The sequence below is a fragment of the Arenicella sp. 4NH20-0111 genome (genome assembly GCF_040366405.1).
Lineage (GTDB): Bacteria > Pseudomonadota > Gammaproteobacteria > Arenicellales > Arenicellaceae > Arenicella.
Genome location: NZ_BAABWF010000004.1, coordinates 78,533 through 101,617, shown reverse-complemented (window position 1 = coordinate 101,617; position 23,085 = coordinate 78,533). Strand labels below are relative to the sequence as shown.

18 protein-coding genes are annotated in these 23,085 nt (G+C 46.4%); 6 read left to right on the top strand and 12 right to left on the bottom strand.

Features of this window, described 5'->3' with window-relative positions; translation table 11 throughout:
- Positions 1-67 precede the first annotated feature (67 nt).
- On the top strand, positions 68-1,519 hold the full coding sequence (locus ABWW54_RS10340) for an MBL fold metallo-hydrolase (protein WP_353412176.1): 1,452 nt from the start codon (positions 68-70) through the stop codon (positions 1,517-1,519).
- A 222-nt stretch (positions 1,520-1,741) separates the two neighbouring features.
- Here the strand turns inward: ABWW54_RS10340 and ABWW54_RS10335 are convergent, their stop codons facing one another.
- Positions 1,742-2,629 (bottom strand): LysR family transcriptional regulator, encoded by an 888-nt coding sequence (locus tag ABWW54_RS10335; RefSeq protein ID WP_353412175.1) that lies wholly within the window; start codon positions 2,627-2,629, stop codon positions 1,742-1,744.
- A 173-nt stretch (positions 2,630-2,802) separates the two neighbouring features.
- Here ABWW54_RS10335 and ABWW54_RS10330 point away from each other — a divergent pair, with 173 nt between their 5' ends.
- Entirely contained in the window at positions 2,803-3,597 is a 795-nt protein-coding gene (locus tag ABWW54_RS10330; protein WP_353412174.1) for an SDR family oxidoreductase, read from the top strand.
- A 90-nt stretch (positions 3,598-3,687) separates the two neighbouring features.
- Here ABWW54_RS10330 and ABWW54_RS10325 read toward each other — a convergent pair whose 3' ends face one another.
- Positions 3,688-4,683 carry a winged helix-turn-helix transcriptional regulator gene (locus tag ABWW54_RS10325; protein WP_353412173.1) on the bottom strand — a complete coding sequence of 332 codons (996 nt, stop codon included), beginning with the start codon at positions 4,681-4,683 and terminating at the stop codon, positions 3,688-3,690.
- Between the two features lie 106 nt (positions 4,684-4,789).
- Between ABWW54_RS10325 and ABWW54_RS10320 the strand changes: the two genes are divergently transcribed.
- Both ABWW54_RS10320 and ABWW54_RS10315 read left to right on the top strand, forming a co-directional pair.
- Positions 4,790-6,268 (top strand): carotenoid oxygenase family protein, encoded by a 1,479-nt coding sequence (locus ABWW54_RS10320; RefSeq protein WP_353412172.1) that lies wholly within the window; start codon positions 4,790-4,792, stop codon positions 6,266-6,268.
- A 98-nt stretch (positions 6,269-6,366) separates the two neighbouring features.
- Positions 6,367-7,614: an acetyl-CoA acetyltransferase gene (locus ABWW54_RS10315; RefSeq protein WP_353412171.1), complete on the top strand. Its 1,248-nt coding sequence runs from the start codon at positions 6,367-6,369 to the stop codon at positions 7,612-7,614.
- A 131-nt stretch (positions 7,615-7,745) separates the two neighbouring features.
- On the opposite strand, the gene ABWW54_RS10310 is transcribed toward ABWW54_RS10315, so the two are convergent.
- Complete coding sequence (locus ABWW54_RS10310; protein WP_353412170.1) at positions 7,746-9,047, bottom strand: pyridoxal phosphate-dependent aminotransferase; 1,302 nt, start codon at positions 9,045-9,047, stop codon at positions 7,746-7,748.
- A 78-nt stretch (positions 9,048-9,125) separates the two neighbouring features.
- Between ABWW54_RS10310 and ABWW54_RS10305 the strand changes: the two genes are divergently transcribed.
- The gene (locus ABWW54_RS10305; RefSeq protein WP_353412169.1) at positions 9,126-10,025 is read left to right on the top strand and encodes a LysR substrate-binding domain-containing protein; all 900 of its coding nucleotides are present in this window, start codon (positions 9,126-9,128) and stop codon (positions 10,023-10,025) included.
- Between the two features lie 63 nt (positions 10,026-10,088).
- Here the strand turns inward: ABWW54_RS10305 and ABWW54_RS10300 are convergent, their stop codons facing one another.
- The 7 genes from ABWW54_RS10300 to ABWW54_RS10270 form a co-directional block, all read right to left on the bottom strand.
- The gene (locus ABWW54_RS10300) at positions 10,089-10,931 is read right to left on the bottom strand and encodes an NAD-dependent epimerase/dehydratase family protein (protein WP_353412168.1); all 843 of its coding nucleotides are present in this window, start codon (positions 10,929-10,931) and stop codon (positions 10,089-10,091) included.
- A 33-nt stretch (positions 10,932-10,964) separates the two neighbouring features.
- Complete coding sequence (locus ABWW54_RS10295) at positions 10,965-12,188, bottom strand: pyridoxal phosphate-dependent aminotransferase (protein WP_353412167.1); 1,224 nt, start codon at positions 12,186-12,188, stop codon at positions 10,965-10,967.
- A 20-nt stretch (positions 12,189-12,208) separates the two neighbouring features.
- On the bottom strand, positions 12,209-13,915 hold the full coding sequence (locus ABWW54_RS10290; protein WP_353412166.1) for a hydantoinase B/oxoprolinase family protein: 1,707 nt from the start codon (positions 13,913-13,915) through the stop codon (positions 12,209-12,211).
- Positions 13,916-13,926: 11 nt separating this feature from the next.
- Positions 13,927-16,002 carry a hydantoinase/oxoprolinase family protein gene (locus ABWW54_RS10285; protein WP_353412165.1) on the bottom strand — a complete coding sequence of 692 codons (2,076 nt, stop codon included), beginning with the start codon at positions 16,000-16,002 and terminating at the stop codon, positions 13,927-13,929.
- A gap of 96 nt (positions 16,003-16,098) precedes the next feature.
- Positions 16,099-17,010, bottom strand: a complete 912-nt coding sequence (locus tag ABWW54_RS10280) for a LysR family transcriptional regulator (RefSeq protein WP_353412164.1) — start codon at positions 17,008-17,010, stop codon at positions 16,099-16,101.
- A gap of 222 nt (positions 17,011-17,232) precedes the next feature.
- Positions 17,233-19,455, bottom strand: coding sequence for a TonB-dependent receptor (locus ABWW54_RS10275; protein ID WP_353412163.1), 2,223 nt, complete (start codon positions 19,453-19,455; stop codon positions 17,233-17,235).
- 192 nt (positions 19,456-19,647) lie between these two features.
- The gene (locus tag ABWW54_RS10270) at positions 19,648-20,334 is read right to left on the bottom strand and encodes a Crp/Fnr family transcriptional regulator (protein ID WP_353412162.1); all 687 of its coding nucleotides are present in this window, start codon (positions 20,332-20,334) and stop codon (positions 19,648-19,650) included.
- A 103-nt stretch (positions 20,335-20,437) separates the two neighbouring features.
- On the opposite strand from ABWW54_RS10270, the gene ABWW54_RS10265 reads away from it, so the two are divergent.
- The gene (locus ABWW54_RS10265; protein WP_353412161.1) at positions 20,438-21,211 is read left to right on the top strand and encodes a class II aldolase/adducin family protein; all 774 of its coding nucleotides are present in this window, start codon (positions 20,438-20,440) and stop codon (positions 21,209-21,211) included.
- A gap of 224 nt (positions 21,212-21,435) precedes the next feature.
- Here the strand turns inward: ABWW54_RS10265 and ABWW54_RS10260 are convergent, their stop codons facing one another.
- Positions 21,436-22,548, bottom strand: coding sequence for a potassium channel family protein (locus ABWW54_RS10260; protein ID WP_353412160.1), 1,113 nt, complete (start codon positions 22,546-22,548; stop codon positions 21,436-21,438).
- 34 nt (positions 22,549-22,582) lie between these two features.
- Entirely contained in the window at positions 22,583-23,077 is a 495-nt protein-coding gene (locus tag ABWW54_RS10255; protein ID WP_353412159.1) for a hypothetical protein, read from the bottom strand.
- Positions 23,078-23,085: the final 8 nt, after the last annotated feature.

Here is a 23,085-nt window from a genome sequence, read left to right as displayed (position 1 = left end):
GATATGATCAAAAAAACAATCATTAAGTCATAACAAAAACTCATACATCAGCCAAGAGGAACTTAATATGAAAGTGATTTACATCGGTGGAATCGTGATCTACGCCACATTAACCGGCAGCCTACTCGCAGGCGAGGCTGAAAATGAAGTAATCGACAAGCTAGTTTCTGCTTACGGGGGATCATCACTTACCGAGTTAGAAAATTATCAGATATTGACCAAATACCGAACGCCTGCAACCGGACAAAGCCACAGCCCTGAACTGACAGAAATTGGGCATTCCGCCATCAGCTTACTGGTCGAGACTTCGAGCAATAAGGCCGTGCTCGATAATTGGAATGAAAACAGAGGCGGCACTTTTCAAGGAACCACGATCGGTAAGGGAGAGAAAGCGTATACGCTCAACTATCAAACCAACACCTACGGCGAAGCCAATAGTTCAGATCCTAAAATATTTGCTGGTGGGACAATGCGTACCTCAGACACGGTTCTGGCTTTCGAGGCAAATAAGGCCAGGGAACACGCAACGCTTTCTAATGATGTTTCTTATATGAACCGAAAGCATCATGTGTTAACGATGCCGTTTCCCCAAAGCCCTGATCTGAATCTCTACATCGATGCTGATACTTTTCTTATCTCAAAAATGGTTCGAGTGAATCCACAGCTAGGAAATTTGGACTATGTTTTCTCTGATCATCAGAAAACGCAAGGAGTAACCTATGCGTCGAGTGCGTCCTTTTCAATCGCCGGCCTCCCTACGCTAATCAGCACCGCAAGAACCCTTAAGGTCAATCAGGTTTTAAGTGAGAACCACTTTCAACTACCTACGTCGTTTACTCCTGAAGGAGAGCGGGTGGACAGCTCGGAGCTAAAAGCCACGAAAATATCAGACCGTGTTCATCATGTCGGCGCTAACGGTGCCTTCACCCTTTTCATTAACACAAGCATGGGAACGATTGGCGTCGGCGCCTACGCTGGAGTAACGGATCGCTACCACTTTTATAAGAACGAAGCGAAGAACCATAAGCCAATGACCTATCAAGTGGTCACACACCATCATTCTGATCATATTGGAGGAACAGGCGAAGCAATTGAATTAGGAGCCAAGCTTGTGACGGTGAATGAGAACGTGGAGGTGATTGCCGACAGCATCAGCCCTACGCCTAACACGTCCTCGTTTCTCACTGTGGACTCACAAACCACGTTAGGCAGTGGCCGAGCCAAAGTGGATATCTATGAAGTTTCCACGATCCATGCAAACAGTTTTTTGGTTGCCTATGTTCCAGCTGATAAAACAATTTTTCTTGCTGACCATTTTGGCTCACCATTCGCAACCGGTACACCATCCGCAAACCAAAGCACCGTCGACATGTTGGCGGCATTGGATGAGCTAAAGCTTGACGTGAAAAAAATTACCACCGCGCATAACGCCAGAGTCTTCACAATGAAAGAAATGCGAAAATCCGTTGCCGACTTTACACCGACGTCGTGCTTAGCGAATCGTCCAGTGTGTGGTTGAAACCCCATAGTCACTCTGAAAAAAGAGTCGTACAGAGGATAGGTATCTTGGGCTTAGCTTTAAAAGTGGTCAAGTTTAGCCCAAGAGCACTATCGTCACCGACTTAATACGGCATCGGTCGCATACACTGACATACATTAGGGTTTTCTCTAACCAACCTTAATCGCTTAAACCGAAACGACAGATGAAACGCCCATAGAGCGCACCTCGAAAATGCCTCATTTATGGTTCCCCTGAAAGAAACTCAATGAAAGCCCTCGTTTTCGCTGGTAAGAATTTTTTTGAAGAATAAAGTAGCCAGATTGCCGACTCTTCCGACGCACCAGAGGCCTTCCAAGTTGGCAATACATGGACTAACTTCCCTGAATGTAGGTCTTCGTCCACCGTCCAGTCTGCAAGTAATGCGATACCGAATCCATCGTGAACACACTGCCTTATTGCAGCAGCACTGTTTGTCACTAATGCTGGATTAACCGCCAATTTTTGGACCCCCATGTTCGATCGGAACTGCCAAATGTGTCGAAAATCTGGGTAATCAAACGCGACTAACTCATGATTTGTTAAGTCTTGAGGGCATCTGATAGGCTCAGAGTGAGCTAAATAGGAAGCGCTCGCTACCAATCGGTAATTGACCGTGGCAATTTTGCGAGCAATCATACTACTTTCTTCTAATACACCGTGCCTTATTGCGACATCGACCTGCTCACCCACCAGATCAACACGGTTATCCGACAACCTAAAGTTCAGTTCTACTTCGGGGAATCGCTTACGAAACTCCACTAACATTGGCGCGATCACTATCTGTCCATAGGATGTAGACGCGGAAACAGTCAGTCTCCCAGAAGGCTTGATCATGGACTGCCGCAAAGACCGATGTGCCAACTCAATTTCTTCAATAAGAGGCACAATTTGACTAAAGTAATTGTGCCCCTCCTGAGTGGGGGTCAAGTTACGTGTGTTTCTTTGAAACAATCGAATGTTTAAATCTCGCTCTAAAAATGCAATGGATCTGGAAACTGTGGATGGAGCTAGGTTTCTGGTTCTGGCCACAGCGGCAAAGCTTCCAGCGCTGTACACCGCAATAAACAGCTTTATGCTATCAATATTCATTAGTGCATTATTAGCACGAATGAAACTAAAAATGTCTATTTAAGTGCATTTCCTGTTTCTATATAGTCTGCCATAACAGGGTAGATCTTATAACAAGCCGCCCAAAGGTTGCGTAAATCGGCAACTTAGCACGAACAATCCAACATTCGCCCAACACAATAGAGAGAACAATAATGAGACAAACATCACACTTAACGGGAAAAACAGCCTTAATCCTAGGTGCAAGTCAAGGAATTGGACTCGCCAGTGCGAACTCACTGGCTTTTTATGGCGCTACCGTTGTGTTGGCCGCTCGATCAATCGACACCATAGAGACTGAGGCGACAAATCTAGCAAACCTTGGATTCAACGCGTTTGCCATACCTTGCGATGTCACCGACTATGATAGCGTGACTCACGCGGTAGAATTTACTAAAGAGAAAACGGGCCGCGTGGATATTCTTGTAAACAATGCGGGGGTTATCGATCCGCTCACCACACTTATTGACTCAGATCCGACACAGTGGAACCGAGCTATCGACACCAATCTGAAAGGAGTCTATCACGGCATGCGCTCGGCACTACCCATCATGAAAGATCAAAAAGCGGGCACAATCATCAATATGAGTTCAGGCGCCGCAAACAGCGCATTAATCGGCTGGAGTCATTACTGTTCAAGTAAGGCGGCAGCAAAAAAATTAACGGAGGTCGCAAACTTAGAACTCACGGGCACTAACATTCGTGTAATTGGTCTCTCTCCAGGCACAGTTGCCACTCCGATGATGGCTAAAATTCGAGATGCAGGCATAAACCAAGTAAGTACGCTGAACTGGGACGCTCATTTACCTCCACAATGGGTTGGAGAGACGGTTGCCTACTTATGTGGCGAAGGTGGAAACGAATTTTTAGGACGTGACTTTTCACTAAAGGCAGTTGAAGGGAGAAACCTAGTTAAAGAGTTTAGTCGCAACGGTGCCTTCAGAAGTTAAAGGCCTGGCTTTGCGCTTTATGCTTCGTAAAAGCCGGTTATGCGTCATAAACGCAAAAACCATCGACAAATCATACATAGACTCAACAGACTATTTTAGTTCTATGTCTTCCGGCCAGGGTTTTTGTCCACAGCCACCACAAACCACGTCCAACACGAGAGGCTTGCCACATGCGCTGTGTATTAATCTGCCCTCCCTTTGTGATGAAGGCGCCATGTTTTCAACAACCCATTGACGCAAACTCATGATGAACGGAAAAAGTGACTTTCCCTTTTCAGTTAACTGATATTCATGTCGTACCGGATTCGCTTGATAAGCGACACGCGTCAGCACACCGGCTTCAATGAGGAACTTGAGCCTATCCGCAAGAACGCTTGAAGGTATATTCAATTGATTAATGAATGCATCAAACTTCTTGGTATTAAAAAAGCACGCTATCAATAACAGTATCGTCCACCTATCTCCAATCATACTAACCAAGCCTGGATCCTTTTCAAGTTCTGAATCAGTGGGTTTAGGCTTACTCTTTCGGTGTTTCGCGTTACTCGCACGTATTTCTTCCAGCTGCCTATCGAGCTGTTCCGACATGTCTAACCAATTTACTTCGTCAAACCGCACCGGCAATTTGCAAGCGCGGCACACCGGCTTCGGGGATAACCGCTGACCACAAACGCTGTGGTGCAAACGTTGGATGACACTGCTTTGCCTATCGTTATTTTCACGCCAGTCCGCCTCCCATTGAACCGCAAGCAATGACGAACTCATCAGGCCAAGACCTCGTTGTGTAAACTTGTATTCAAATCGCTTTGAGGTTTCCGAATAAGGTGCTTTGTAGAGTATTTCATTATCGATTAACGCGTTCAACCTCCGCGTTAGGGTTGCTCGACTGATTGAAATGCGCTCGCAGAATTGCTCAAACCTAGTACTACCGTAAAAGGCCTCCCTAAGGATCAACAGCGTCCATCGATCCCCAATGACGTCTAAGCCATTAGCAATCGGTTCATTGAGTATCAGTTGGTGGTTCATCGCCTGAGTGTAGCAAAGCTTTTCGCCCAATACTGTGGTCAATATTGTGATACATACCACTTAGTCTCTCTAATAAACCAATAAATACTCTTTATATATAAGCTATTGACTAAATACAAAAACTAAATTAGTTTCATAGTCGAAGTTACATACAGTAAGCATAAAAATGAAAATTCTCGAAAAAAACACCATCAAACACACTTTACGGCGCAGCATACATCCATACCTAAACGGAGCATGGAAACCCAATTACACTGAATACACGGCAACCGAGTTAGACGTAATAGGTGACATCCCAGCAGATATAGACGGTGTGTACATTCGCAACACAGAAAACCAACGCCATGAACCCATTGGTCACTACCACCCTTTTGATGGAGATGGCATGCTCCATGCTATCTCGTTCAAGGATGGTAAAGCCGAGTACCGCAACCGATTTATCAGAACGAAAGGCTACGAAGAGGAGGATAAGCTTGGAAAATCAATTTGGACTGGCTTCGTAAACGACCCAAAAAAATCGAAAAGGCCTGGCTGGGGTGCTCAAGAGCATTTGAAAGACGCATCATCAACGGACGTGGTGGTTCATGCAGGAAAGGTTTTATCTACCTTTTGGCAATGCGGAGATGGTTACCGCCTAGACCCTTATACCTTAGAACAATTTGGAGCCGAAAACTGGGTTCCTAAGGAGGGAATATCGGCACATCCTAAAGTAGATGAGAATACCGGTGAAATGATGTTTTTCAACTATTCCAAACAAGCACCGTACCAACACTATGGGGTGGTTGATAAAAACAATAAGCTCGTTCACTACACGCCAATCCCGTTACCTGGTCCGCGGTTACCGCACGATATGGCGTTCACCAAAAATTACTCAATTTTGATTGACCTGCCCTTCTTCTGGGATCCGGAAAAGCTCAAAAAAAATCAACACGTTCCAACCTATTACGGTGATACGTTGCCAACCCGGTTTGCAATTTTCCCTCGTTTTGGTACCGAGGAAGACGTCATGTGGTTCGAGGCTGATCCAACTTACGTTTTGCATTGGATGAACGCGTACGAAGAAGGAGATGAAATTGTGCTTGACGGATACTTTCAGGACAACCCGGATCCAGCACCACTTAAAGGCATGCCCAAAAAAGTAGGAAAATTCATGGCTGGGTTGGACGAAAGATCGTTCCAATCTAAGTTACACCGTTGGCGTTTTAATCTCAAAACAGGCGAAGTCAAAGAGCAGCACCTAGATGACAGAATATTAGAATTTGGCACGTTTAACCAAAAATACGCGGGCGTAAAATCGCGCTATTTATATTCAACGTGGACAAAGCCGGGCTGGTTCCTATTTTCAGGCATCGTTAAACACGACCTAGAAACCGGAGAATCTTGGAGTTTACCCTTTGGTAAAAAACGCTATGGTAGCGAGGCGCCCTTTATTCCAAGAAACAATGCAAGTTCAGAAGATGATGGGTATTTAGTCAGTTTTATTACGGACATGAAAGAAAATCGCTCTGAATGCATCTTGGTTGACGCTAAAAATATCGAAGCAGGCCCTATATGCCAAATACTATTACCACATAGAATTTGCAGTGGTACTCACGCGACGTGGGCAGACGGACCAAGCATTAGGGCGTATAAAGAAGAGCAGTAAGGCCACCCTTCTTTGAGACGTTTTACGCAGACGTTTGCGTTGAGCCCTTTCTGCAAACACAACTATAGACAATCAATCCACTCTCGGTATCGCAAACAATGTCAATTGAACCCATCTATATACTCGGCGGCCATCAAACGGATTTCACTCGTAATTGGAGCCGAGAAGATAAAGCCATTTATGATCTTTTCGAGCACGCAATTCAGTCTGGTTTGGAAAGCACAGGCCTAGACGCGCAAGAGGTCGATGTTGGGCATGTTGCCAACTTTGAAGGCTCTTTGTACACCGGGCAATCTCACTTAGGTGGTTTTTTCGGTCATGTCGATCCAGCCATGCGTTATTTACCAGCTTCCCGTCATGAAGCTGCGTGCGCCTCTGGATCAATGGCCATACTGGCCGCCATGGCTGACCTAGAATCACAACGCTATGAGCTAGCGTGCGTGGTAGGAATTGAACTAATGCGCCCAAAATTAGACGACAAATTAGACCGTCTGCAAGGGGCTTCATTTGTAGGGAAAGAATGGACCGACGCGAACTACGTATGGCCAAGAGCCTTCAGCGACATGATCGACGCGTATGGGCAACGTTTTGGGATTGACAAACGTCATTTGTCGGCGATTTCAGAAAAAAACTTTTCTAACGCCAAGAGTAACCCGAACTCGCAGTCTAGGCATTGGGAATTCAACCCCATTGCCTTTCAAGCTACGGACAAGCTACCAAGACATGATAAAGAAAACCCGGTTATTGAAGGCAATATACGGAGACTCGATTGTGGTCAAATCACCGATGGTGCAGCAACGATATTTCTCGCAACAGAGAGCCGCGCCAAACAGTACGCTTCAGAACATGGAAAAAACCTAGAAGACATTCCTAGAATCAAAGGCTGGGGACACATCAACGCACCGATGGCGTTTAACCATAAACTTCAACTTGGCGCTCAAACACCCTACCTTCTGCCGCACGTCAATACTCTATTCACCCAAACCTTAGGCCGCGCTAATTTAAGCTCCATTCATGACATCGGCGGAATGGAGGTCCATGACTGCTTCAACATTACCGAGTACATGATTTTGGATCACGCCGGCCTAGTTGAGCCAGGCAAAATCTGGAAGCTCATTGAAAGAAATTACTTTGATAAAAATGGCACACTGCCAGTAAACGCGAGCGGTGGACTGATAGGATTGGGGCACCCTGTCGGAGCAACGGGAGTTAGGATGGCACTCGATTGTTTTAAACAAACCAGTGGCCAAGCTGGCGAAACACAAATCAAAAATGCGAATAATATGATGACATTTAACCTCGGAGGCAGCACCACCACGTGCGCCAGCTTGATCATTGGCACCTAGCTTCTAAACATAGCTCCTAGAAATAGTCCCTAAGCCCGGCAGGCAGACATTTTCTGTCTGCCAAGGCGGGGCACCAATGAAATCATAATCCAAAAACACTCGCACCCCCGCGTAATCAACTCTTGATTGGATTAACCATTAATAGATTCGGTGAGCTTTCTAAACTCGTTCAATGCGCCAACTACGTTTGGAGCTATTTGATTAACCATGTCACTAACAGAGCCTTGACCTTTGTGAGTCTCCCACTGCTGCAACGCTTGACCTCCGTCGTAATCACATCCAGATAAGCGGAGCCTTAGGGTAGACGCAGGCTCGCCAAAGGCGCTACCCGGCAGCGTTGCAACGCCGTGCTCGTTTAACAGATGAAACGACAAATCTTCAGAAGATCCAAATCGCTTAGACAATAACTTAGAAAAGTCCGGCCAGGTATAAAAACCACCTTGAGGAATTGCACAGTCGGCACCAATCGCTCTGAGCTCATGCGCTATGTATTGGTTAACCGTCGCATGAATATCAGTGGTGTCAAAGATAAAACGCTCAATATCATCGTGGCCTTGATAGGCTTCAATGGCCGCATATTGTATTGGTGCGGGCACCGAAGACCACAACTCACTGGCAATGTGGTTGAACCTGTTTAGCAACCCGGACTTGTTCTTGGGAATCATACCTATGCCGAGACGCCAACCGCCTAATGATAAATGTTTTGAAAGTCCACTGGTTACCAGTGTTCCCTCAGGGTATAGCGCGGCTAGGGATCGGTAGGTGTGGTCAAACGAAAGGCGCCCATAGATTTCGTCTGAAATGATAACGATACCATTATCTCGACATATCTGAGCCACATCCAGCAAGTCATCATTTGAGATGGACAAGCCACTTGGGTTATTCGGAAAGTTCACTAACAGTTTAGTTGGGTTAAGGCCTTGTGATCTTGATGTGACGATACTTTCTAATAACGATTGACCATCGAATTTGTAACCCTCGTCGGACAGTATCGTCCCAACCTCTATCACCCGTTGCTGGAGCAAATCCGCTTGCGGTCTGTAACTCACCCAAGATGGTGTCGGTAACAATAAATCACCTGGGATTGCCATCTGCATAGCAAACAAAATCAGCTTACTACCGGGCCCAATCACCACATCGTATTGATCTGTATCCACACCGGCATGCTGATTCTGATGGTCGGCAACGGCCTCAATTAACTCCGGCAACCCCATTACAGGCAAATAGCTCTTCCGATCAGCATGGGCTTGCAAAGCATTGATCATTCGCTGCGGAGCAGGAAATGGCGCCTCCCCAAAACCCATATGAAATATACGACGCCCTTCATCACGTATTCGTTTTACCGACTCATTAATCGCTAACGTTGGCGAAAGATGTTGAGAATATTCTAAACTTGCATGTTGCTTCATAATTAATAAAATAGGGTTATTCATCTAATATTTGCAATTCTATACGCATACAACAGCTCTATTTATAGAATTATATTTATGATATATCTAATTTAGGCATACATGATCTACAATCAACTTCCCCCCCTCAATGCCGTAAAGGCGTTTGACGCCGTGATGCGTCAAGGCTCGATTAGTGAGGCTGCTTTAACTCTTTGCGTGAGTCAAAGTGCGGTCAGTCGACACATAGCCAACCTAGAATCCTTCCTGGGTGTAATGTTACTAATTCGAAGTAAAAGTGGTACGGAACCGACCAAAGAAGGTAAAGCGTTTTTCGAAAAAATCAGCGTTGCGCTCTCTGAGATCATGGATGTCTCGTCACAACTCCGCGCCAAGCAGTCTGGAATTCAAGTCATCAAAATCAGTTCTCTTTCAAGCTTTGCCCTTCGATGGTTGGTCCCGAGAATCGAAGAGTTTCAGAGCAGACACCCAAACATAGCCTTAGAAGTCAGCATTTCTGATCATCGACCCAATTTTGACTTGGGACAAATCGATTGCGCCATCGTCTCTGAACCGTACAAGAATGGCAATGAGCGTGACGCTCACCTTGCATTTGAAGAGTTGGTATTGGTAGGGGAAAGCACCCTACTGGCTGAAAAGCCTGTCTGCTGCGCTCGAGACATTACGAAACATCAAGTGATTCACACCACAACCCGCCCCGAGCTTTGGCTCACGTGGTGCAAAAAGGTCGGGTTAGCTGAAAACTATGAATCGTTGAACGGTTTGGCGTTTCAAGACTTCTACATATCGATTGCCGCCTGCCTAGCTGGGCGAGGACTTGCGTTAGTACCCTCATTCCTAATTAACGATGAGCTACGCAGTGGTAGGCTAACCAAGCCCGATGTGGAGACCTTAACGACAGAGCGTGAATACAAGTTGGCCCTAGCGCCAATAAAAAAACATGACCGAGCGATCATGTCGCTGAAAAATTGGTTAGTCGACACAACCAAAGATTTACCCTAACGTTAAAAGGCCATGGCGCCTCGCCGCATTTAGCCTTTTAACATTGGATTGACGTTGAACGAGTTAGGTCACCTTTTTATCGTTCACAATATTCATTGATGCTACGCCACTGTTGCCAAGTTCGACCGAAGCAAATGGCCCCCCCAAATACAAATGACCTGGGTCTTTTAGATCAAGCGCAGGCGTTTGAGCTAATATTTCTTCGGCAAACTGCTCTGCATTGTCTTTTGGCTTATACCCCAGAAAATCGGCTTTACTGTTATCCACAGGACACCGGTCGTTATTCGAAATACCATAGACGACCGTAAACTCTGTGACAGGGGTGTTAATCGATTGCTCTACCAAATGAATCAAGTCGTCGTAGGAAAGCCATGTGCCTAATGCTCGTGCATTGTTAACCTGCGCACAACTAAAGATCCGCATACACACAGATTCTATGCCGCGCTTGTCCCAATACATACTCGCCAAATCTTCGGTAAAGCACTTCGCCAACCCGTAAAACGTATCAGGCTTATGTGGCGCATCCAAGCCAATTCCTTGAGTGCGCGAATGCATTCCAACGGCGTGCACGGAACTCGCGTAGACCACACGGCGAACCCCATTGCGGTAGGCCGCTTCCCAAACATTGTAGGCGCCAACAATATTTGGCCCCAATATGGTTTCAAACGACGCTTCATCACCGTACGCACCAAAATGCACCACCATATCCGCGCCCTTCAGGACGGCCTGCATTTGCTCTAAACTCGTCAAATCGGCCTGTGTATACTCCTCTCCGGCATAGAGTTCGCCGATCTCCTCAGCAATGTCCGTACTGACAAGCGTTTCGGCCATTTTAGTGAGTGGTTCGCGTAAATATGAGCCCAAACGACCGGCGGCCCCGGTCAGGACAATTTTTTGTAATTTCATTGTTTTATCCTTATCGACAGTAACAAGTTAATACTAGTTGAAAAGTTTCTTGACGCTCGATTCAATTCGATCGAGCGCGCTCATAAGAACTTCCTCGGATGTGGCCGTGGAAATTCGAAAAAATGGAGACAGGCCATAAGCACTGCCTGGGACGGCAGCAACAAGGGCATCTTCCAATAGGTATTGCGTAAAATCGGTATCACTCTCAATAGACTGACCTGAAGGAGTTTTTCGGCCTATGCAGTCAGCACAATCAATGTAGGCATAAAAAGCCCCGTGAGGCTTATCTAAACTAAGCCCTTCAATCAAAGCAACTCTCTCCACCACGGCATTTCGCCGAGCCTCGAATGATTTTCGAAATAACGTAACCGAGTCTTGAGGGCCGTTCAGCGCCGCAGCGGCGGCGGCTTGAGCCACTGAACACGCACCCGATGATATTTGCGACTGTACTTTAGTCATGGCAGAAATGAGCGCTTGAGGACCCGCACCATAGCCAATTCGCCATCCTGTCATCGCGTAGGCCTTCGAAACTCCATTCACTATCAATGTTCGGGGCCTTAGCTCAGGGCAAGCCAACCCAAAAGACACAAATTTGAAATCGTCAAACACAATGTGTTCATATATTTCATCAGCTAACACGAGAACATTTCGATGTTGTGATAGAACCCGACCTAGCTCTTCTAACTCTGACCTGGTATAGGTTGCGCCACAAGGATTGGAAGGTGAATTCAATATTAACCAACGGGTTCGCTCACCAATGGCACTTTCCAGAGAGTCAGGAGTCATTAAAAACCGGTTCTCAGCCTTGCACTCGACCTCAATGGGTTTTGCGCCTAATATCACGACCATGTCTTTATATTGACCAAAGTACGGCGCACAGAGAAGCACTTCATCCCCCGGATTCAACGTTGCCATAAGCGCATTGAAAATCACTTGCTTAGCGCCGTTACTTACGATCACTTCTGGCGATTCAAACTGAACACCGTTCTCACGTTTGAGTTTTCCGACGACGGCCTGTTTTAATTCACTCGTACCATCAGTAGGTGGATAACGAGTCTGGCCATTTAACGCAGCCTGATGCGCGGCGTCTATGATGTGGGAAGGTGTGTCGAAATCCGGCTCACCTAAGCCAAGATCAATCACATCCTTACCTTGTGAACGAAGCTTCTTCGCTGACTGACTCACCCAAGCTGAGGCTGAGGGTTTCACCAATTCAAGCGTTGAAGATGCGTAAGATATTTGTTCAGATAAGTTCATTTAATTTCTCAACGCTATCGTTAAATAGGCTCTCCTTTAGAAATAGACGTTTTAACTTCTTCTATTTTTTCCTCAGAGAGACCGTAGTCCCGTTTGGCGGACTCTTCCGTTATATAGCCTCTTGCGAAGTCACGCTCAATAAGTTCTTGGCTTCGCTCAGCGACTGGACCATAGCCAGCACCGCCAGGAAACTCTAAAAGCACCTTTTGACCGTGCGGGACGAACTGCTTACCTTTCCCCTTCATGGCGCTGCCATCGGAGCGCTTAATCACCGTCGACGCTCCATCTCCACCACCTTGACGACCACGCGCAGGGTGATTAACGCGATCGAACATCGCCTGAAAATCAAACTCATGCCCTTCTGTGGCACTGACCTCCATGAATTGACCAAGCCCCCCTCTGTACTTACCAATTCCACCACTGTCAGGTCGTAATTCTTTTCTCCAGATCACAACCGGCCCAGCGTGTTCAGTGGCTTCTACGGGCATGGTCATGACGCCAGATGGAAAAGCCGTCGCACTTAGACCGTCTTTGGTGGGGCGCGCCCCGGCCCCGCCTGAATTAAATGTAAGCACTTCACCTCGACGAGCATCTTGGGGTGGCTTCTGATCGGTTCTCGGTCGCACCGATAACTGAAAATTGCAGAGCGTACTCGAGCCCTCCGCAGGCACCGTGTTCGGCAGAACCTTGTCCAATGCGTTGTACACGGCGTCAGGAATCAATTGCCCCACAACATGGCGCAGGGCTACCGGCGCGGGCCTTAAGGCATTCAATATACAGTTCTCTGGTGCGGTAATGACAAACGGCGCTAACGATGCTGCGTTATTGGGTATCTCTGGAGCAATTGCGCATTTTAGTGCGTAGCAAGCGTAGGCCTGACTGTAAACCAAAGGCACATTAATGCCTTTTTTATCCAGACCTGAGCTGCCGGCGAAGTCGCAAAGTACCTTATCATCATCAATACTGATGGCCACTTTTAAGTCGATAGGATTGTCATAACCATCGATGGTCATTTCCCCAGTCGCCTTATTATTGGGCAGAGCAGCGATCCTCTCTAAGGTTGCCAATCGGGAATTTTCCAAAATGAATTCAGCTATCTCATTTAAATCCGCTAATTGAAACTCCTGCATCATTTCGACCAAACGATCGTGCCCTATTCCATTACATGTCGCTAAAGCAAAGATATCGCCTACGACTTGATCTGGTTCTCTCACGTTCCCACGTACAATGTGCACAAATGCGTTATCAACTTTGCCTTTGTCGATAAGCTTCATAATTGGAATGTACAGCCCTTCTTCATACACCGAGGCGGCGTCGGCTCCAAACCCTCTGCCGCCAATATCAACCACGTGAGACGTCGAAGCAAAAAAACCTATTAATTTTCCATTAAAAAAGGAAGGACTGACAACGGTAATGTCGTGAAGGTGTCCCGTTCCTTCCCAAGGATCATTGGTAATATAGACATCACCTTCGTGCATATTTTGCTTGCCTATACGACGTATAAAATGCGCAACGGAAGCCGCCATTGCATTAACATGACCTGGCGTGCCGGTAACAGCTTGAGCCAACATCTTTCCACTGTTGTCGTAAACACCGGCTGATAAATCACCGGCCTCTCTCACAGCTGTGGAGAATGCGGTTCGAATTAGGGCCTGTGCTTGTTCCTCAACCACCGAAATAAGCCGGTTCCACATTACCTGCTTGGTTACCGCGTTTAAATTGCTCATCTTTTCATCCTCTACTTCGAAATTACATCTAAACAACCATCAGGCTGTTTGATAACCAAACGGCTACTGGGAACAATGACTGTCGTTTCATCTTCTGTGATGGCGGCTGGCCCGTTCACAAAATCGCCATCGTGCATATTCATTCTTAACGCCACCTCCGCCTCAACGGTCTGACCTATCGCTGGATCAAACATTGGACGAGTGCCTGAACTTCGAGCTTCGCAGCCTTGCTCAAGCTCATGCACTCGGTCGACAGCTGGAGTCGGTGTGGTGGCATTGACGGCCCAAACGGTAATTTCAATATCCATTCCATCCACAGGGCGACCAAACAGACTCACGTACTCGGCCTCAAACAATCGTTTAAATTCCTCACTATCCGGAGCCATCGCTTGCTCTACGGTTAACGCCACTGGAATCTCCCAGCCCTGGCCTGAATAACGCATATAGACCTTAAATTCAGAAAGGATCTCCGCCTGATCATCACAAGAACGGACGAAGCTAGTAGCTTCATTTTCCAAATCCGTGAGTAGCTGGCCGATTTGCTGAGAACTAAAATCAGACAACGTCATAAACACACTACGATTTGCTTCGAAGCTAAACGGTGCACGAAGAAAGCCAATGGCAGAGCCGACACCAGCGCCTGTCGGCACTAATAAACGCTTGATTCCTAACTTTTCGCATAGTCTTCCAGCATGAAGTGGCGCGGCTCCTCCGAACGCAATCATGGTGTACTCTGCTAAGTCTTCCCCATTCTCGACCGCGTGCACCCTCGCTGCGTTAGCCATGTTTTCGTCAACAACCTCTACCAAGCCATAGGCTGCGGTTAATGCATCCATCTCTAGCTTGTTCCCCAATTCATTCACTAAAGCACTCGCCGAAGACCCCTCATCGAGCTTAATTGTTCCACCGGCAAAGTTATTCGGATCAAGTTTGCCAAGCGTCAGATCCGCGTCAGTCACGGCTGGACGCGTACCTCCCCGGCCAAAACACGCTGGCCCCGGTTCGGACCCAGCAGACTCTGGCCCAACGCGAATTTGCCGCATTGAATCCACATGCGCTAAAGAGCCTCCTCCCGCGCCAATCTCCACCATGTCAATAACGGGTATGGAGATGGGCATTCCAGACCCTTTCTTAAATCGATAGGTTCGCGCAACTTCGAATACGCGACTGGTTTTAGGGGTTTTATCATTAATCAAACAAATTTTTGCGGTGGTTCCTCCCATGTCAAAAGACAGCACTTTATCAAGATCGTATCGAGCCGCGATGTTAGCCGCAAATACCGCCCCACCCGCCGGACCAGATTCAACTAAACGCACCGGAAAATCCGCCGCGCTTTCAATCGAAATTATACCGCCGCCGGAGTGCATCAAGAAAATAGCGCACTCCACGCCTTGTTCACGAAGCCTGCCCTCCAGTCTGCCTAAGTAGCTTTTCATCAACGGCTTAATGTAGGCGTTTGCCACTACCGTGTTAAAACGCTCGTACTCGCGCATTTGCGGTGACACTTCACTCGAAATAGACACCATAATGTCTGGCGCTTTTTGTTGAAATACGTCACGAATCAGTTGCTCATGCGAATCGTTCAGGTACGAATGCAATAAGCCGACCGCAACACTTTCAAACCCGCCATCAATGATGTGGTCAACAAGTTTCTCGACTTCAGATTTTACGAGTTCAATGAGAACCTCACCCTGAGCCCCAATTCGTTCAGAGACGGTAAAGCGTTGTTGTCGCGGTATCAGAGGCTCTGGAAGACTTAAGTTTAGATCGTATTGTTCAAATCGCGATTCAGTTCGCATCTCAATGACATCACGAAAGCCTTGTGTCGTTACCAACGCCGTTTTAGCCCCACGTCTTTCGATCAGCGCATTAGTAGCCAGCGTGGTTCCATGAATAATCTGTCCTAAATCAGCGGGTTTAATACCCGCTTTATCACAAACTTGTTGCATGCCATCAATGATCGCATTTTCAGGCGCCACGTAGGTCGTTAACACCTTGGTTGAGAACTGTTGACCATCCTTTTCTAACACAACATCGGTAAACGTACCGCCGATATCGACACCCAGTCTAATTCTTGATTCGCGCATTTCGTGATTGAGTTTCTTGGTAAATAACTTGACCAGTCTACGTCGCACAAATCATAAATAAAAATTATTTATTCTTATTGCAATGATTAAGTTTATTTATTCAACATTGTAAGTAGCGGCCATCTCTTGAGAGATAATCTGGGCTATTAGTGCGGCATTTTCCACAACCTTTGGCGCTCGGTCTGAATTAAAGCGAGCGAAGAACGCAAGCTGCTTTGGCTTCCAGTCATAATCCAATGCGATTAGTGCTTTGGCTTTTAAATGCTCTTCCACCAACGGCTTCAATAAAACCCCAGTTCCATACCCGTCCGCCACCATTTGCACTGATACCATCAAGTTACTGGACGGAACCAATCTCACGGCGTTTTTAGCACCTGCCGCAAAATGTGTCGCCACTTCTTGGTACGCTAACGTATTCTTCGCGTGAGTGATGACGGGTTGAGAAGCAAAATCAGAAATTTTGATTTCCGCTATCTCACATAACTCTGAATGAGGCGATGTAACCCAAATCATTGGAAACTCGCCCAATTCCAAGTTTCCCGACATGGAATGCACAAAAGGGCCACTTTGAAAAGTTAGATCCAAATTATTGTGAAACAATTCGCGCTCCAAGTTAGCAGCAAGATCAACAATCAGCTCAATCAACGTATTCGGGTAGCGCGCTTTAAATTGCTTCAAGAATTGATTTAACCAAGTGTGCGCGACCATTTCAGTCACGCCTATTCGGACCACCCCATCGTATAGATCATGCGCTTCAGCAATGTGAATTAGGTCATCAACACTTTGAACAACCTTACGAGCTTGATCAAGCAGCTTCTTACCTTTAGACGTAAGGCGAATGGAACCAGCATCACGTTCCATCAATGACACTCCGAGGCACTCCTCCAGCGATGAAATTCTGGACGACACATTCGGCTGTGTGGTGTTCAACTGATCAGCTGCTTTGCCAAACCCTCCAAGGTCTGACACAAAAACGAACGTCTCCAATTGTTTAAGTGTTAGTTTCAAAATACTGTGCCACTGTCTTAAATCTTCAAACAAATATACAAGGTTTAGCTTGGTAATTTACTACAAATTGAACGATTTTGGACAAAAGCAGAATCGTAGGTCACTTGCGCGATTAATGCAGTGTGAGACGCTGTCAAAAATGAAAAACCCCTTAACAGCCACGCCGAAAGGGGTCTATCGTTACTAACAACTCTATTTATGCAATAAGCTGGAAGCTCCTAACTAAAAGCTCTTAGAGAATTCAAGCCCCCAAAATCGAGGTTCATTAATGAATGCCGCTGGGTTTAGAAAATCAAGTGCACCATCTGCGACGATTTCGTTGGTGATATTTCGGCCAACCAACGCTACGTCCAAGGTTTGATCAGAATTTTTATAGCCTAATCGCATGCCTCCGATCCAACGCGACTCGGCAACAAACTCAACCGACTCATACAAAAATATGTTTGAGTCGCTTCGGTAGTTCCAATCAGTATTTGCGTACAAATAACCAGAACTGATTTCCCGATCATAACTCAGTGACAAATTAGTCAACCATTTGGGTGCACGCGGCAATGGATTTCCGTCGACAGAAACCAAGTTTACGGTTCCGAAAAACCCTTGAAACGTGTCAACAATGGGATCTAGAGTCGTACACAACGGAGTCGATGAACACAATTCAGTATTTAAATTTGAGTCCTTAATTTCAGTGTCGTTGTAGCTTAAGTTCGCACTAAACTTAAGCCCCTCTGTAAACAGAATTTCGACTTCAGTCTCGAACCCCGCACCATCTACTTTTTCAGCGTTCAACAGTTCATTCGTGTTGCCAGTACCACCGGTAGCCGTAAGCTGTTGATCATCAATAGAGAATGCGTAAACAGCTGAGTTCCATCTCGCTCTTCCACCCAACAATGATGCTTTATGACCGACCTCAAATGAAGTGATTTCTTCGGTTTCCGCCTGACTCGTGAAACCAAAACGACCCAAGGTAACGGGGCCACGAGAAGCCGTGGCTAAACGAGTGTAGACGGCCCAGTCTTCATTTAAGTCGTAGTTGAGTGCCAACTCATAGCTTACGTAGTCATCACTGGCTTCAATCTTAGCGGCCGGTGCATTTGAACCCGCGCCAGGGACAACTTGAAGTTTTTTATCGTCATCGGTGTATCTTATTCCCGCCGTTAGACTTGTCTTGTCATTGAGATCAAACTCTATTTGACCAAAGATAGCCGCTGATCTTGTGTCTTGTACAGCTTGAGTTAACTGCAACCTCGAGCCATCATTACTAAAATCGACACTGTCTACCGTTATTGCTTCGTCGAGGTAATAGGCACCAACTTGGTAAAATAAATTGTCAGTTTGACCAGACAATCTTAGCTCTTGCGTAACTTGATTGTGATCTGATAGGCCATCTCCCGAAGAAACACTAAAGAAAGCTTGCCTTCCCAACTGCCCGATGGCCTCTGGGCCACCTTGAACACCGCCATCAATATCGGCAAAACTAAAACTGTCTAACGAGTCATAAGATGTGATCGACGTTAACCTACGACCTTCCCCTAGCTCAAAGCTCAATTTGGCACTGCCACCAAAATGCTCTAACTCCATACCTTCGTTTTGCAAATCATGTGAAAAGACTTCTTCATTAAATCCAGGGCGTAACCCCTCAACACCAGGAGTAAATGCGTTCCCATAGAAAACTTGTGGCTGGTCGCCGTCTTGCTTGAAGCCATGCACCTTGAATAGCGCCGAAAATGCATCACTCGGTTCTACCAGTACTTGTAAACGATAAGCGAACTCATCAAACGCACCTCGATCATCCCCCACGCCGTTGACCGTGTTGTCTAACCACTTTCCTCTGTCTAGGTATTTGAAGGACGCCCTAGCCGATACTACTTCGGAGATCGCTCCTCCATACGCCCCTTCCAAACTCACAGTCTCACGACTGCCATAGCCGGCTTTTATGTACCCATGTGAGTCTTGTGAGGGCTGCACCGAATCAACTTTAACTACGCCTGCCGTGGTGCTTCGCCCAAACAACGTTCCTTGAGGGCCTTTAAGTACCTCTACGCGAGCCACGTCGTACAATGGAAGGCTTTTTAACACGGAGTTCTCTAAGTTTACTTCATCGTAAATCAACGACACGGGCTGAGTCGCGTTCACATCAAAGTCGTAATTTCCTAGCCCTCTGATGTAAAAGCGAGGCGACTGCCTGCCGTTGGATGATTCAATTTGCAAACTGGGGACTCGGCCAGCCAAGGCTCTAATATTTTCACCAGCACCTAGAAAATCTTCTACTTCCGCGGCTGTAATTGCGGATACTGCAGAGGGTATATCTTGTAAGGATTGCTCGCGTTTTTGGGCGGTTACCACCACTTCCTCTAACACAAATTCGGTGTTTTGAGCTATGACTGTAGGAGTGTAATTAAGGGTTAGCGCAGCCAATACTGCACCTGATAGGTAGGTTCTCTTCATTTTGTTGTCCCTGATCGAAAGGAAGGGAGAAATGTACCATTTACATACTGGAAATTCTCTAAATAGAAGAGCAAAAGGAATTAAATTGATTCAAATGGATGATTCTCACATGGCATCACTTCTTAGGAAGTCGACGCTGTTATGGATACGCCGTCAAGCCGGTGGAAATGTCGGGCATCAATGCACCCGACGTCAGTATGGAGATGGCTCATTCGATGCTAGATCGTGCAAGCCGTCGACCGAAACAATATCAAATCCTCTGTAAATTCGAGCAATAAGCCCTTTATGCTCCCAGCTCTTTAGAATTTTATTGATGCTCTGACGAGACAAGCCAATTAAATCACTCAGATCTTGCTGACTCATTTTTATGGTTTCATCTCCATTTTGCTTCGAATGCATTTCGACCACTCGTTTCGCTAGGCGTCTCTCTGGAGAAATTAACAAAAAATCATCCAGAGCTGAGAAGGCACCTCGAATATGAGCACACAGCATTTGCACCATCAATTCATGGATATCAGGGTGCTCTATAGACATACGTCGCAGCGCCATGGTTGGAAACAAGGCGTAAACGCAATCATCCAAGGCCACTGCATCGTGGGTTCGCGGCTTACCGTCAAGAATTGAAATTTCACCGAACCAGTCTCCGGGAGCAATGGTTGTCAATAAGAACTCAGTACCGGCTATATCGGTCGCTCCGGCTCGAATACGCCCATTTAGCACTCGGATTAGGCCTGCAGGTTCGTCTCCCTTTCGATGTATCACCTGGCCTTCGGATGCGTTCTTAATAACCGCAATCCCCATCAATGAGTCAACTGAACCTGTGACCAAACTGGATAACAGAGTGTCTTTACGTAAGATGTCTTTGCTTGTTTGATCCACATTACCACCACATTTAACCCTAATACACCAAACTGTAAAGTTCTTTACAGTCCCTGTAAAGCTTTCCTGCGATAGTTAAGTCCTCACAACATCGGAGGCCAAAATGAACATTGCTTTATCAACACAAATTGAATCGCTTAAAACTGAGGTAAGTCCAGAAGAATGGGACTTACGCGTAGACTTAGCCGCGGCCTATCGACTGATCGCTCATCACGGGTGGGACGACCTTATATTCACTCATATATCAGTGAGAATCCCGGGGCCCGAGCACCACTTCCTAATAAACCCATATGGATTCCTGTTTGAAGAAATAACGGCAAGCAGTTTAGTGAAAGTAGACCTTAATGGTAAAAAAGTCATGAATTCTCCGTATGAGATCAACCCCGCAGGATTTACCATTCACAGCGCGGTCCATGAAGGCCGTGATAGTGCGAAGTGCGTTATGCACACTCATACCACCAACGGTATTGCGGTCTCGGCTCAAAAAGAAGGCCTATTACCACTGTCCCAACAATCTCTATTTTGCCTCTCATCGATGTCGTACCACGATTATGAAGGAGTGGCTCTGCGTGACGATGAAAAGCCAAGACTGGTTGCAGACCTCGGCAATGCAAATTTTATGATACTGAAAAATCACGGACTGTTAACCTGTGCGCCATCAATCGCCGATACGTTTCTGGCAATGTACACGCTTGAAACCGCTTGCGATATTCAAATAAAAGCTCAGGCTTCTCCGGAATTATCTCTCGTCCCCAATAGCGTCATCTCAAACATGATGGAACAGGCCAGTGAGTCCACTCACGGGCTGGGGGGAGCCCTCGCATGGCCAGCGCTGTTGCGAAAATTAGACCGACTGGATTCTTCTTTCCGCACGTAACTTTATTGTCTAAATCAACTAGGACGGTGGCTTTGCTTCAACGGCCGCCGTTCCTGATCAACTGAACAAAAACCGGCCATCCTTTAAACACAAAAAGGTATCTAAAAACCAAAGAAATCGCCGATAGCAGGTTTGATAACCGCCAGTAGCTTGGACTATCAACGTGCTATTTCAGAAGCGCATCGCCGCTAAAAAAATGCCAGTCAAAAGAATCGAGTTGCCATTCAAGACTCACCAGATAAGGCTTGCTCCAAGCGCCCAACATTTCCAATATCGTGTTGCCGAGAAAGGACAATTAAACCATCACCATCACACACCTGATCGGCTTTGGGTTGCATGTGGATATCACCGTTTTGGGTGTATGCGATGGGAGTTCCCACCCCAGAGATCAAAGCCTGAGACACCAGCTCGAGCCACGTCTTGCCGCTAAATTCAATGTCCTTACGATACAGTGAGTCGCCATCTTCTCGGAGCAGATCCTCAATGATTTTCTCTGTACCTGGGTTAACCATGGCACGAACCACCAGTTCTGGATACGCTCTAATTGGTCTAATCACAACGTTGGCTCCCGCTTCTATAAACCGCGAATAATTATGATCCACAACCGCTTCAGCGACAATTTGCGCATTAGTATTCATGGCTTTTATCTGAGTCAGCACATCAAAAGTCACGCTATCGGATACGGTGTCATAGGGATCACGGGCTAACAATACAATGTAATCAGCCTGATCAAGGGATATTGTCTCCAATATCCCTGTATCTTCAGCTGCACCGGTTCGGTGGAGTAACTTCAAATCAGTCAACGACTGCGGTAAACCATCAGGGTACTTGCGCGAAAGTAATTTCACAGGCGAATCCTTTAACGCTTGAGTATCGGAAATTTCCTTTATTAAACGTTTTAGATACCGCTCCGTGTCCTCATTGGGGCTATTTATTATTTGTATGTGATTACGCATATTCTTCCAGACCCATGAGCCTCTTCGCTTTCTATCGTTTATTAAAAATCGCCATTCAACTATTTCAGAAATCAACAAAGTTAATACTGATATTGCAAACGTATAAAGAGACAATACCGTCGTAATTCGACCGATCGTGGTACCAGGCGAATAGTCTCCATACCCAACCGTTGTAATCGTCGTAAGCGACATCCACAAGCCATCAGAGAGAGTCATCTTCTCGAATACGATCATCGCCGCGGTATTGATCGCCACCAGAGTGACCAGCAACATCAGCAAAAAGCCAATTCGTTTACCAATATTCGAAGATAAATGGCGTGTTAGTCGCCTTTTCCTGCGAGTACGTGACAGCCCGACAATTTGCTGTTTAAGTGAGTTCATAGTTCAAATTATTCGGACGGGTTTCACCGACGAATTACTCGTCAATGTCTTGATCTCGGGATGCCAAGGCTAACTGAAATTTTTCATGAATCCCATCAGATACAGCTTGAAGATCCTTCATTGCACCAACATTGAGCTTTTCATCGAGCGAACCGTTGTCTACTTCTACCGCATTCGAATCGTCCAACGTTTGCGCTGTTGACAAAACCGACGTAACTTCCTGGGTTAACTGCCTTCTAATTTCAGCTTTGTCGTTGGGGTCTACATCATAGCGCCGACCTAACTGCTCCAGCTCTTCATCGTTAAAAGACACACCAATTCTCGCTCGCTTAGGCGGGCTTGATGGCATACCTAAGATCTCTCTAATCATTGAGCTAGGTGCCTTGTGTTCTCTCGCAGCCAGTGTGCGTAACAGGATGTCCGCGGCGTCCGGAAAGTCCAAACTGATTTGCACTTTTCGAATCTTAGCTGACTCTTGCTCCCACTTTTGGTGCTTTGCCGATAGATCTTTACTGCTTTCGTTTGCCATTTAACACG